Annotated in this window: 8 protein-coding genes and 1 tRNA gene; 3 read left to right on the top strand and 6 right to left on the bottom strand. The window is 44.5% G+C overall.

The features are described from left to right. Positions 1–213 precede the first annotated feature (213 nt). Both FM037_RS13180 and FM037_RS13175 read right to left on the bottom strand, forming a co-directional pair. Entirely contained in the window at positions 214–1,983 is a 1,770-nt protein-coding gene (locus FM037_RS13180) for a DUF885 domain-containing protein (protein WP_144046385.1), read from the bottom strand. 165 nt (positions 1,984–2,148) lie between these two features. Further along, positions 2,149–4,113, bottom strand: coding sequence for a RecQ family ATP-dependent DNA helicase (locus FM037_RS13175; RefSeq protein ID WP_144046384.1), 1,965 nt, complete (start codon positions 4,111–4,113; stop codon positions 2,149–2,151). Between the two features lie 205 nt (positions 4,114–4,318). Between FM037_RS13175 and FM037_RS13170 the strand changes: the two genes are divergently transcribed. After that, positions 4,319–5,140 carry a substrate-binding periplasmic protein gene (locus FM037_RS13170; RefSeq protein ID WP_144046383.1) on the top strand — a complete coding sequence of 274 codons (822 nt, stop codon included), beginning with the start codon at positions 4,319–4,321 and terminating at the stop codon, positions 5,138–5,140. A 53-nt stretch (positions 5,141–5,193) separates the two neighbouring features. On the opposite strand, the gene FM037_RS13165 is transcribed toward FM037_RS13170, so the two are convergent. Beyond that, complete coding sequence (locus tag FM037_RS13165) at positions 5,194–6,045, bottom strand: endonuclease/exonuclease/phosphatase family protein (RefSeq protein WP_144046382.1); 852 nt, start codon at positions 6,043–6,045, stop codon at positions 5,194–5,196. Positions 6,046–6,268: 223 nt separating this feature from the next. Between FM037_RS13165 and cls the strand changes: the two genes are divergently transcribed. Both cls and FM037_RS13155 read left to right on the top strand, forming a co-directional pair. Then, positions 6,269–7,726: a cardiolipin synthase gene (cls, locus tag FM037_RS13160; protein ID WP_144046381.1), complete on the top strand. Its 1,458-nt coding sequence runs from the start codon at positions 6,269–6,271 to the stop codon at positions 7,724–7,726. Between the two features lie 228 nt (positions 7,727–7,954). Further along, positions 7,955–8,045 (top strand) — tRNA-Ser (locus tag FM037_RS13155). Positions 8,046–8,491: 446 nt separating this feature from the next. Here FM037_RS13155 and FM037_RS13150 read toward each other — a convergent pair. The 3 genes from FM037_RS13150 to nadA form a co-directional block, all read right to left on the bottom strand. Next, entirely contained in the window at positions 8,492–9,511 is a 1,020-nt protein-coding gene (locus tag FM037_RS13150; protein WP_144046380.1) for a DJ-1/PfpI family protein, read from the bottom strand. A gap of 668 nt (positions 9,512–10,179) precedes the next feature. After that, on the bottom strand, positions 10,180–12,174 hold the full coding sequence (locus FM037_RS13145; RefSeq protein WP_144046379.1) for a methyl-accepting chemotaxis protein: 1,995 nt from the start codon (positions 12,172–12,174) through the stop codon (positions 10,180–10,182). A gap of 183 nt (positions 12,175–12,357) precedes the next feature. Then, the gene (nadA, locus tag FM037_RS13140) at positions 12,358–13,425 is read right to left on the bottom strand and encodes a quinolinate synthase NadA (protein WP_144046378.1); all 1,068 of its coding nucleotides are present in this window, start codon (positions 13,423–13,425) and stop codon (positions 12,358–12,360) included. Positions 13,426–13,484 lie beyond the last annotated feature (59 nt).

The raw sequence follows: 13,484 nt of genomic DNA, 5'->3' as shown, positions 1-13,484 counted from the left end.
GTTATCATTAACACTACTATAGCTATTATTTTTATTCCAGTTGTTTTTTATTTAAATGTGAGCTGTGTTAGTTATTTAAACTAAAAGCATTGGTTAGCACCTTGTTAAATACCTAGGCAAAAAAAAAGACCAGACTAATGCCTGGTCTTTTTTTGAACACTCTTTTTAAACAGAATGTCGAACCCTAATAGTTCAACCTGCTCGCTTACAATGTTATTTCATCATCAGCTCTCGGATATATTTAACAGGGGCACTGCCGTAACTTAGAAATTGCTCATGGAAGCCTTTAAGATCAAATTTCTCGCCTTGAGACATTTTAAGCTCCTCCCTGAAATCATAGATCTCGCGGTAACCTGAATAGTAACTGGTCAGCTGTACTTGACTCAGCGTCGCCCTCCTCCACTTACCTTCGGCTTCGGCCGTCTGCTGGAAGGCTTCTTGGGTCATCAAGTTAAGGGCTTCTTGCTCAGTCATGCCTTTTACCTGAATACTGTAATCGAGAATGGTGTTGGCAATAACTCGTAAGTTCCACTTGTAGTACATCAACCACAGCTCAGGCTCAAAGTTACCGTAACCTTCTTCGAGCATCATACGCTCAGAATACACGGCCCAGCCTTCGATCATGGCGCCGTTGCCAAACAAGCTCTTTATCATGCTCGGCGACTCATTTGAATAAACCAGCTGAGTGTAGTGACCAGGAATGGCTTCGTGAATATTAAGCACCTGCAAGATCCAGTGATTGTATTCACGCAGATAGCTTTCTGCCGATTCATCACTCATACCATCGAGAGGAGTCACGTTATAATAAGTGTTACTCGACTTCTCATAGGGACCAGGCGCACTGATTGACGCCCCGGCAAAACCACGCATATAGGCTGGCGTCTCACGCACAACCAGAGGTTTATTGGGATCTAAGGTGACTAGCTTCTTTTCTTTCACAAATGCAATGAGTTCAGGGATTTGTGCGCGTACTTCATCGACAAACGCATCGCGTTTTACATGCTTAGATGACAATTTATCGATCAACTGCTTGGTGGCGGTGTTTTTATCTGCAGGCATAGCTGTGTCAAAATACGTAGACCAAAGCCTAGAGGTGATTTCTGCCATCTCGTCCTGTACCCGAACCTTATCGGCACTGGCCTTCTCATATAAGGCTTTGCCACTCATCCCGGCCTGAATATCGAAGGCAAACTTCTCTTCGTAGAGGGCTTCACCTATTCTGAAACTGCGCGCACCATCCCGAGTTAATTGTGTTTCTAACCCATCCAGCCACTGAATATGCGTATTGATAGCGTGCGTCGATGCGTTAAAGCGCGTCTCGAACAAGGCTTTTTCATCTGCTGTTAACCCAGACTCTTTTGCCTGAGTCAGTAGCTCATCAGAAAAAACGGAGAAGGCGCCCTTATTCTGCATTATCGCTAATTGAGTATGCTCAAGCGTTGGCGATTCAATATTATCCTGGGCCGCTTGATAATAAGCTGGCACATTTTCCATTCGGGCGAGCACCGAGCGTAGACGGGTATCCAAGGGAGCAAAATCTTCGTTCACCAGCTGTGCGAAGCCGCCGGCAACATTGTATGAAGAGGGATCCCACTGCCAGGACTTAAACTGCTTGATCTCCCAGATGTCTCTTTTAAGTAAGTTTTCAATCAATCGATAATCGATCAGCTCATTAGCCGACAACTTGTCTAGATCGAAAGAGGCGAGCTTACTCAACTCTTTCTGGTTAAAGGCTAAAGACAGTTCACGATTCTTGGCATTGGGTACTTTAAGCACCCCATCATATTGGTGAAAACCACTGTAAAGCGCCCAAGTCGGTGACTCTTTCCATAAATCGTCAATAAACTGGCTGGAAAATGTTGCGAAATTCTGTTGCTGACTGGCCTGTGCCTCAGGAGTCTCTGAGGTTTCCTCCTGCGTTTGGCATCCGCCTAATCCGGCAAAAGATAAGGCTATGGCTAGCGATAATGTGGCTTTTTTCATTGTTATTCCCAATATATATTTTCGTTATTATTTTTTGTGGGAGAACTCCCACCTTGACACTAGAAATGCACCAAACAGTAGAACACGTATGATGAGAAATATCAGCATCGGGCATTGATATGTCATAGAGATTTACAATTTCAACGCCTGACACTGTGCTGAAATCTAGGTCAGATTAGACTCAACCCAAAGTTTTACCTCGCCGAAGGGATATTTTTCCAAAGAAGCATGGCCTTTACATGCCCTCATCTTGAGACGAGTGAATATGGGCGTCGTCAAACCACACAGAAATCGTGACAAGAGTACCGGGCTGCACGCCTTATCCAGTTTTATGATGCCAGCTTGGGTAAGCGCATTAAAATCGAGCTCATTTAAGGAACGAAGGTAAGGTTGCGGCGGTAATACGGCCAGTTGACCCAGACAGACACTGCAAGTGCCACAAGCAGCCGTCATGTTCCTGTCGGCAAAATAGTGAGCCAGTTGTTGGCTGAGGCATGAATCAGACGTAAAGAAGGACACCAGATGGTTAATTCTCTCTATCTCACTGCGCTCTTTTTGGCTAAATCGCTCAAACAGAGAAGACTGCAGAGATTGTGCAGAGAAATTAGGATCTAGAATGTCATAGACTTGGGTCATCTGTTTACTCTGAAGCTCGATCATGCCTTTTTCATCCAGGTAATTAATGGCTTTGAGTACACGCTGGCGATCACTGGCATAATCTTGGTGTAGCCTATCGAAATTGACACTAAACCAGATCTTAGCTTTATCTGAACTGTTAAAAATGGCGTGAACAAAATCACGCCTCTCGCCGTTAAAACCGGCCAAGATCTCCTCTTCGCCTTTGAGTAATTTATATTTATACTCGGCAAAATAGCTGTAGGTGGGCTTGATCACATTAAACAGCTCGAGATATACCAGTAAGGTCTTTAGAGACAAGGGGCGAATATTTGATTGCCCGGACAGGCTATTGAGCACCAGTTCCCACTCCTGGCCTTTGTTGTCACTCTGGCTATGCGCCGCCTTAAGGATTTCATCGAGCACGATAGCAATGGCTGAAGATTCTGGTGTATCGCCATAGACGAAGTTTTCCAGTGTGCTTAAGTTATCGCCATTGGCTAACACCAGACAGTCAGAATCGCCACCATCACGACCAGCACGGCCAATTTCCTGGGCATAGTTTTCAATGGATTTTGGCAAATCATAATGCACCACGTAGCGAATATCGCTCTTATCTATCCCCATGCCAAAAGCAATAGTCGCCACAATAAGCTGCTGCCTACCTGACATGAAATCATCTTGAATTTTTGAGCGGACATCTGAGTTCATGCCGGCATGATAGGCTATTGCCGGGATATTTCTGCTTCTAAGGTGATCGGCCACCTGCTCGGCAGTCTTTTGCAAGGTGACGTAGATGATGCCTGACAGCTCTTGTCTGGGCTGTAACCAGTGGCACAAGATATCAAGTTTATCTGCGCTTTTAACGCCCTGTACGGCCAGGTGAAGATTGGCACGATAGAAACCAGTTAAGCTGACATTGTCTTTAGCTATGCCAAACTTATCCCCCATATCCTCAATCACCTTAGGGGTGGCTGTGGCAGTCAAGAGTAAGGTCTGTGGGATATTAAGCTCTTGTCGATAGCGGGGTAGTTTAAGGTAATCGGGCCGAAAGTTATGCCCCCACTCTGAGATACAGTGCGCCTCATCCACCACCAACAAAGACAGGGGGATCTCTGAGATAAACTGTCTGAACCTTTCGTTATTGAGGCGCTCGACGGAGATCATCAATATTTTAATCTGACCACTTCTTATCCCCCTCATGATTTCATTGGCTTGCTCCCGGCTCTGGGTGGAATCTATGCTTGCCGCACTAATCCCCTTCTGCTTAAGAAATGCCAGCTGATCTTGCATCAAGGCCAATAATGGCGACACCACTAATGTCAGGTGAGGCAAGGCGATAGCGGGGAGTTGGTAACAGATAGACTTGCCGGAACCGGTCGGAAAAATCGCAGCAGCGCTCTGCCCGTTCAAAATAGCATTGATAACGTCAAGTTGACCTGGCCTAAACGCTTCAAAGCCAAAATATGATTGTAACAAGTGATAAGACTGGGAAGTGATAGCATTTGAAGACATGTGATGCGCCTAAATATAGAGAAACGGGCTCTTAAAACCCTAGTGTACAAGCTTAACCATGATAAATGGCTTCAATCACGGATTTTTCTAGAAAACTAACAAGATGAATCTCAACTTACACAGAAAATCAGCTGCACTTTCGCTGTTACTTAGTTTTCAACGCATCTCTTTTGACATCACCTAAACCTAAACTAGAATTTATGATATGAAGGCTGTGAGTGACATTACCTTGATACCTTTACTTCAATCTATACCTGACTCCGATTTTCCTCTCAGGCATTGGCTCTGCGAAAAAATGGCCCCCATGGGGATGCTCAGATTTATCACAGGCTCGATGGCGATGCTATTACTTGGGAGCCTGATCGCGGCTCAGGCAAACGAGCAAGTGCCCAAATTATCCATATCAACCAAAGAATGGCCTCCCTACCAGATGGAGTCGAACGACAAACAGACTGGCTATGCTATCGATGCGCTCAATTGTGTGATGACGCGCCTTAAACAGGATTATCGGGTCATATTTCTTCCCTGGGGGCGCGCACAAAAAGGCGTCGAATTAGGAATGTATGATGCTTTCTTTGCCGCATCACATAATGATAAGAGAGACATTTATGCCGTTCAATCAAATACCTTTATTGAACAAGATTGGAATTTTTACCTGCTAAAAGACAGTAAGATCCCCTCTAGCCCAACCGAGATAAAATCGACAGCCGTCTTTGCCAGTCGTCAGCACTCAAATACCACACATTGGCTCGTTGAAAACAATTTTATGATTGCCCATCAAACCAACTCTATCGATCAGCTCATTAAGCTACTCATTCACAAACGAGTGGATGCCATAATGGAAAATAGTTTACTGTTCCAATCCGCTGTCGAGCGAGCGGAATTGGACATGGACCAATTTAAGCGTGTACATAACAAGAGCAAACCACTTGGGGTGTATTTCGGTAAAATTTTCTTGGCTAAATACCCGGAATTTATTACAGACTTTAATGAGCATACCTCAGCCTGCTCTTTTGGCAGTCAATGAACTGAGCAGATTTAAATCTTGTCCCCATATTTATCAGGAACAGTTCAATGGGATCACTTAAGCATGAAGCGAGCCGTGATGGGGTTGTGATCTGAGCTTGAGGTCGCTAAAGATTCGGCCTCTTTGAAGATTAAGCCACGATAGTAAAGGTGATCTAAGGGGAAGCCAAATACACGTTGGCGTTCATCGACTCGATAACTGATTTCAGACAAGTTAAATCGCTTAGCAAAATCGCTAACAAGATTGAGTCTCTGTGCACGCCAGGTATTAAAGTCACCCGCTAAGATGATAGGACCCTGATGCTTTTCGAGTTCGAGGGCTATCGCCTCAAATTGCCTGGAGTAATGGGTGAGAGTCCACTCAAAATTAATGCCATGTAGATTCACAACCAAAAGTTCCTCGCCGCTCGACAGTGGATAATATGCAAGTATCCCGGATTTTTCGAAACGGATTAACGGCTCTGTTGCCGTAAATGCACAAGCAGATTTTACCTCTGTGTGAGACAGGTTCATCACGCCATATGAGGTATCCAAGAGCGTAAATGCCTTCGCCATAGACACCTTTAATTGAGCATGTCGAATATACTGCCTGAGTTCAGGGCTCAGGCCTGCCTCTTGCAGTAACACCAGTTGACTCGCGTGATTTAAATTCGCCAGTTGCTTCTCCCAGCCTTGCCTCTTCTGCTTATATATATTCCAGATAGAAACACTCAATGAGCCTTGGTTATCCAGGTATGAACTCTTAGAGTCAAGGCCTTGGACACATCGATTATCGAAGGATGGTATGTCGAGATCAGTCAAGATTTTAGGCTCACTCGTTGGCAATAATGCTAAAAATAGAATGATTGAGATAAAAAGAACAAAAATAAAAATGCAAAAGGAACGGATCAGATTAGCGATTTTCATGCCAGTGAAATAAATAAGGATAAGTCTGCAATTTATACCACAAGTCATCGCACCTAAACATCGCCAGGCACACATATTACCGATACAGTGCAAGCGCAATGGTGGCGAGTTCAGACTCGCCATGTACTAAAAATACTGATCTTTATAGCTATTTAATGCAGTATATTATCAAGCATTCCCTTGAAAATAATTGAAGGGAAGTTATTTAAAGGCAAAAGACTCCATGGATCATTTGTACGAAATTCTCACTCTATTGAGCGTGCTTGCTTATTGGATAATAATCGCAGCTATCACGGCTCGGATTGTGATAAGACGTCGCTCCATCGGCGTGTCATTTGCCTGGATGATGGTCATTTATGTCATTCCTGTGGTAGGCATAGTCGCCTACCTGCTTTTTGGTGAACAAAACATAGGTCGTACCCGGGCTGTCAGAGCTAAAAACATGTATCGGCCCTATGCCGAATGGTTTTCACATCTGTTTAAAATTAGACAGTATCAACCCGGTACCCTGAGCCACCATGCGCAATCTATTGGCCTCTTATGTGAAAACCGCCTCGGGATCCCCCCTCTTGCCGATAATGACTTACAACTATTATCATCTCCCGAGCAGATCTTGAACTCGATGATTAAGGATATTGATAACGCCAAGCACTCTATCCATTTGGAGTTCTATATCTGGCACCCCGGCGGCATGGCAGACTCAGTAGCCCAGGCCTTGGTGCAAGCGGCTCAAAGGGGCATAACAGTAAGACTGTTACTCGACGCGGCAGGGAGTCATCAATTTTTTCGAAGTAAATGGCCGGCTAAAATGCAATCTGCTGGTATCACGCTAGCCAGAGCACTTAAGGTCAGTCCGCTCAGGGTGTTGTTTCGAAGAATGGATCTTAGAATGCACAGAAAAATCGTGATCATAGACAATAGCATCGGCTACACGGGCTCGATGAATTTAGTGGATCCCAGTTGTTTTAAAGCAAGCTTAGGTGTCGGCGAGTGGATAGACGTGATGATCCGCATCACAGGGACCTGCGTACCTCTTCTGGACGTCATCCAATCTTGGGACTGGGAAGTGGAAACGGATCAGCGTTTTTTACCAGAGAGCCCCATTTGTAAGCCCCATCATTCCCCGGAGCAGCTGGACACGGTTCAGGTCATCCCCTCGGGACCTGGAATGCCGGAAGAGATTATCCACGAAGTCCTGCTACAAAGCCTTTACCAAGCAGAGCACAAGATAGTCATCACAACCCCCTACTTTGTGCCCAGTGAAAACTTACAGGTAGCTTTAATTTCCGCGGCTCACAGAGGCGTATGTGTCAATATCATTATCCCCAACAAAAATGACTCAGTCATGGTGGAATGGGCCAGCCGGTCCTTCTTCACCGAACTTTTACAAGCCGGAGTTAACATCCACAGATTTAAGGGCGGTCTGCTGCATACTAAATCTGTGGTGATTGATGAGACGTTCAGCTTAATCGGCACCGTTAATCTCGATATGCGCAGCCTGTGGTTAAACTTCGAATTGACCTTGGCCGTCGACGATCTTAGCTTTACCCAGGAGTTAACTCAGTTACAGCAGGAATATATGGATAGCTCCAGCTTAATCGATTACTCACTCTGGCAGAAAAGACCGGTTCATAAACGTGCAACAGAACAGTTTTTCTATCTGTTCAGTCCACTGCTTTAACTGACAGATTAATAGATTCATTACTCGTCTATTTTTTTCAAATTTAAACCAACTTAGCTAATATTGCTTAGCAAACGTGCAAACGCTTGAAAGTACACTTTTATCCCTTGACCATTAAACCGGTATTGCGTAAAGTACGGCTCCGTTAAAGGAGAAAGCAATTAAGCCAGCTTGATGAATCTTTTAACGATATTGGTGGCGTTAAACACTTTAAACATAACGAAAATTGGTGAGTTGGCTGAGTGGCTGAAGGCGCACGCCTGGAAAGTGTGTATGGGTTTATAGCCCATCTAGGGTTCGAACCCCTAACTCACCGCCATATTTTAAAGTTAAAGCCCTGATTAATAGAAATATTAATTCAGGGCTTTTTCGTATTAGCCATGAATCAGTCACCATTCTAGTCATAAATTCAATACCAGCAAGGCCGCCTTCATCGCGTAGCGACCCCTGCTGCTTAGGTCTTCCAATGAGTAAAACTCCCTCTGCAGGCTATCAAGCCCCTTCAAGACATCCTCAGACATCTTTAGAAACTCCGAGAACTCATATCCGTCAAAGTTTGATAGCGAAACATTGAAGTAGCCCTCGCCCGCATAATTCTCAAGAACTTGGAATGTTTGCAAAGATAGAAAGAAACTTCATTGTCACTCGTACCAGAGAGGGTAAAGAGGCTTCAAATAACTTTGGTAAAAGAAAGCCCAAGTTAACACCTCTAATCAGGTGGCCAAATTTAGCGTACCACTACTCAGATTAGAGGTTCAAAAGAAGTTAGTTAACGGTCTGAGCCAAATCTATATTTTTTACTGCACTTAAATTTGAAAGAGTATTGATAAGCTTGTTCGCTTTACCATTTTCGTCTGCCAATACTTTCCATTCTAATTGCCACAAGTTATCCTTGATGGTTTTTTCCCACAAGAGGGTATTTTTTGCACCAGATGCTTTAGATACCCAGTCAGTATTAACCAGCATTGCGCTGCTAAAAACCTTAAGTAGTTTATCGATATTTCCGGATGTGACCACTCCATAACTTCTGTACCAATTGTTTTTATCACCAAAGCCAATAGCATTTGAAAACTTTGCATCTTCCGGCCACTGATAATCATTAGTCGGCAAATGCTTGTCTGCCATAGCCGCACGAATAAATACATCACTTTGCTTCCAATCGTATTCAATATACATTGCAATGGTCTTAGCTGATTCTATCCCGTTAACTTTACTAACCAAATATAAAGATGCATCGATGCCTGATGAAAGACCTGCCGAAGTAATAATTTTACCATTATCGACATAGCGTTTATCATCCAAAACATTAATTTCAGGAAACTCATTTGCTAAATCATCAAGGTTCCTATGAAATGTAGTGGCACTAAGACCATTGAGTAATCCTGATTCAGCGATGATATTTGAACCAGTACAAACAGAAAGTACATGGTCCACTTTCCTGTGTTGTTCTTTCAACCAGTTTAGTACCTGTTTATTTTTCCTGACTATGGAAACATCACCACCGGGAACTACAATAGCGTCCATTTCCGGTAAGCTACTGAAACTATGATCCGGCGTAACTTTTAGCCCCATTGCCGTCGTTATTGGTTTACCCGTTGCTGATACGGTATATATTTCAAATCTGGCATGACCAAACACTTCGTAAGGTGCAGCAAAATCAATTATCTGTACTTCATCAAACATCAATATCCCAACTTTGAATGGTTCTTTCTTTTCAATAGCCCAAGTATTAAAACTGCTAAGTGTAACGATAAATAAACAAAGTGAAATTAATAAATTACGCAAAATATGTTCCTTTTAGTTAGTATGGTTAAATCATAACAGTTAACACAAACCGATCACAATCGTTAACATAAGATGGCAAAGCGCCGGTCAACCTGGAAGTGTCTCTGTTCGAGTTTATCCATCAAAAAATCATATTAAACAACTGTTTGTCTACAGTGAATCCTAGCTGGATCATTTTCTGGATTGATTTGGACTGAGATAGGATCTGATATTCGCTCAATGGGTGTTAAGAGGCGGTAGCCGTGGTGCCTTAGGGAGGAAAAAAGCAGGTCAGGAAAACAAGGCTCTGATGGTGACGGAAATGGCCTTATCCTGTGTGGTAGTTAGTGCTGGCCACTATCCATCATGTTCAACGCTATGACAATTTGATTGAGCAGCCAAATAACAGAATCAATGGTTATAGATGTCAATAGTGTTGTAGTGTGAGAAATTTGGGGTTCAAACGTGTACTGGATATACCAACTCAAAGACATAACACAGTATTTTTACGGTGTATCAAAGCTTTACACCATCTTAAATAAGATTTGAAGCCCTCCTCACCGCCATATTCGGTAAGAAAGCCTACTATCGTTGCTGAGCGTTAACTAATACTAGGCTATCAGGCAGAAAAAAAGCCTACGAATAGGCTTTTATCTCTTGTAAAAATACTGCTGTCGGCTGCAAGCTAATTAGCTTAACTTAAACTTACTGACTTCCTGCGCCATCTTGTTAGCATCTTCGAGTAAGGTTTCATTAAGCTGACTGAGTTCATCGGCGACAGCTTGGGTATTTCGATAGGTATCGCTTATCTTGAGCGCATTGCGATTAACCTCTTCAGACACGGTTGACTGCTCGTGAGTCGCCGCTGCGATCTGTTCGTTCATGCTGTCGATGATTCCAACCTCAGTGACGATGCGATCTAACTCTTCACCTGCCTTACGTGATTCGGTGACACTGAGCTCGGCTTGAGCCTTGCCCTTCTCCATCGCATTGACCGCAAGTTTAGCGCCCGACTCGAGACGTTCTGTCATGGTACGGATATCTTCGGTAGAGGCTTGAGCACGCTGTGCCAGGCTTCTTACCTCATCGGCTACGACGGCAAATCCGCGGCCCATCTCACCGGCTCTGGCGGCTTCGATAGCAGCGTTAAGTGCGAGTAAGTTCGTTTGCTCAGCAATGCTGCTTATTACGGCCAACACACTGACTATGGATTGAATGTCATTGTCTAAGTGATTAATAGCATTCGACGCTGCATCGATTTCAACCGCAAGCAGTTTAATGCTGGTGCCTGTCTTACTGACTTCCAAGCGTCCCTCTTTGGCATCTATGTTTGCGGCGGCAGAGGCTTCCGATGCACTCACTGCATTCTGGGCAATCTCTTGTACCGTGGCACTCATCTCTGTCATCGCAGAGGCCACCTGCTCCGATTCGCTATGGCCAATGGCAACATCTCGCTGCATTGAGGTGGCGCACGTGTCCATCTTCTGAGATGCCGTTAACAGGCTCGCGGTATTGTCTCTGACTCTTAAGATGACATGCTCAAAATCCATCATCATCTGGTTGAATGCCTTACCCAGTTGACCCAGTTCATCACTGGTGTCGGCCTTGACTCGTAGACTGAGATCGAAACTGGCTTGGGCTTGAGTGACAATTGAGTGCATGTTGCGCAAATTCTGATGCAGATACTTGCCCAGTATGACTGATATGCCGCACACTAAAACGCCAGACACTAACATCAGAGTGATGATGCTATACATCAGGGCATTAGATGCGGATAATTGCTTTTGAGTTTGGCCCATTAAGCCATTGGCCAGTGATTGCTCAAACTGACTGAGCAGTTCGATACGCGCGGTTGCTTGAGTAAACCACTGCTCCTTGCTTTGTGCTGCAATGGCCGCTAAATCTTGGCTTAGCGCGACTTGTCTCAGTGTATTAACGTCACTGACGGCCTTGGAATCTTGCAGGCGCCGATAATCTTGATTAATCCCATCATCTGCTAATGCCAAAAACCGTTCTTGATAGCTATTTTGTTCTGAAATCAAAGTGATAAACTTAATGAAACTCTGTGGATCGACTTCCTCTTTACCAAACATGGAGCTAAGGACGGCACGCTCGAGTCCAGCGCGCTCCTTCATCTGCAAATAAGCACTAAAAGACGCGGCCTGAATGGCGATGGCCTGACTCCCACCCTCATGGGCTGTTTGATCGACAATGCTGAGTAAGGCCATATTGAGTCTGGTGTAAAACTGCACTTCTTCAGGGACTGAAATCGATAAGTTATTAACGCTATTTCTCATCCCATGCAAGCTTGCCAGCGCCCTGTTCACACTGGTTAATTGACGGCTAAAGCTATCGGGTAAACGGTTATCGGCAATAAAAACTTGGTATGCGTTGATCTGTCTATCTGTGGCCTTTCTCTGCTTTGGCAGTTTAGCCGCAAACGCCTGACCGCTTGCACTCAGAAATCCGGCACTCATGCCGCGCTCTTTTTGTAATTCATGCACTAGGGAGCTATTCACCTTGGCCAGCTCACTGAGCACCTGCACCTTAGAGAGGCTTTGGCTTAACTGTAATTGGTTATAGACGATGAATAAGCCAAAAAATAAGCACCCCAAGATGGGAGGCAAAATAACAATGAGCAGTTTATTTTTTATGGTAAGGTTTTCGATCCATCGAATATTCATAAATGATCTCCTTGATCAAGAGTTTGTAGGGATTATGACGAGAGTTTAGTGCAAATGCCCCAGCAAGACTTTAAAAAATACCACAAAAAAGCCCTCTAATTGAGGACTTATTAATATAGATCAAATTTAATTGCTACCTGCATGAAATTTAACTGTTTTCTTCAGTTAATGTAACATTCCGTATCAGGCATTCCCTTTCACTTTCATGTTTAATTCGGCAGCAAAATTTAGCATTCTATCCAGTGAGATTAATGCGCCTTGACGTAACTCATCATCGACAAAGATTTCATGCTTGCTGGTTTCCGTTGCTATCAATGATGCTTCAATCGCCTGTAGGCCATTCATGGCCATCCAAGGACAATGGGCGCAGCTCTTACAGGTAGCACCGTCGCCACCTGTCGGCGCTTCAATAAGGATTTTGTCAGGGGCTGCCTGTTGCATCTTATAGAAGATGCCCCTATCGGTCGCCACAATGAATTTATCGTTATCCATCTGCTGCGCAGCCTTAATGAGCTGACTGGTCGAGCCCACGGCATCGGCCAACTCGACGACACTGGCCGGTGATTCAGGATGAACCAATATTGCTGCTGTTGGATGCAGCAGCTTGAGCTCCCGCAGCGCCTTAGCCTTGAATTCATCATGAACGATACAGTCGCCTTGCCACATCAACATCTCTGCGCCGGTCTGTTTGGCAATGTAACCACCCAGATGACGATCCGGCCCCCAGATTATTTTCTTACCTTGGCTATCGAGGTGATCGACTATTTCCAGGGCAATGCTTGACGTGACGACCCAATCGGCGCGAGCTTTGACAGCGGCCGATGTATTGGCATAAACCACAACGGTGTGATCCGGGTTAGCATCACAGAACTTGCTGAAGGCATCGATAGGACACCCTATATCCAGCGAGCAGGTGGCCTCTAAGGTCGGCATTAATACTGTCTTTTCTGGGCTGAGTATTTTTGACGTCTCTCCCATAAATTTAACCCCCGCGACGATCAAAGTCTTAGCCGGGTGGTCTCGACCAAACCTGGCCATCTCCAATGAATCAGAGACGCAGCCACCGGTTTCTTCAGCCAAGGCCTGGATCTCAGGGTCGGTATAATAATGAGCCACGAGCACGGCATCTTTTTCGATTAATAACTGCTTGATACGCGACTTGTAACGCGCCTTTTCGAGTTCGGTTAATGGAAGTGGCTTAGGTGGAAAAATATATTGAATATCTTCAATTTCTGGGGCTGACTGACTCATCTTAAAACCAAGGAGGAATTCTTATTAGCGGGATTATACGTAAATATGATTGAAAAATT

Origin of the sequence: Shewanella psychropiezotolerans, assembly GCF_007197555.1 — a bacterium.
Lineage (GTDB): Bacteria > Pseudomonadota > Gammaproteobacteria > Enterobacterales > Shewanellaceae > Shewanella > Shewanella psychropiezotolerans.
Note: the sequence above shows the minus strand (reverse complement) of the source record. Positions and strands in the feature narration are given on the sequence as shown.

Excerpts from the sequence above, each read along its gene's own strand:
- FM037_RS13180 (WP_144046385.1), bottom strand. The coding sequence starts at position 1,983 with ATGAAAAAAGCCACATTATCGCTAGCCATAGCCTTATCTTTTGCCGGA.
- FM037_RS13175 (WP_144046384.1), bottom strand. The coding sequence starts at position 4,113 with ATGTCTTCAAATGCTATCACTTCCCAGTCTTATCACTTGTTACAATCA.
- FM037_RS13170 (WP_144046383.1), top strand. The coding sequence starts at position 4,319 with ATGAAGGCTGTGAGTGACATTACCTTGATACCTTTACTTCAATCTATA.
- FM037_RS13165 (WP_144046382.1), bottom strand. The coding sequence starts at position 6,045 with ATGAAAATCGCTAATCTGATCCGTTCCTTTTGCATTTTTATTTTTGTT.
- cls (WP_144046381.1), top strand. The coding sequence starts at position 6,269 with ATGGATCATTTGTACGAAATTCTCACTCTATTGAGCGTGCTTGCTTAT.
- FM037_RS13145 (WP_144046379.1), bottom strand. The coding sequence starts at position 12,174 with ATGAATATTCGATGGATCGAAAACCTTACCATAAAAAATAAACTGCTC.
- nadA (WP_144046378.1), bottom strand. The coding sequence starts at position 13,425 with ATGAGTCAGTCAGCCCCAGAAATTGAAGATATTCAATATATTTTTCCA.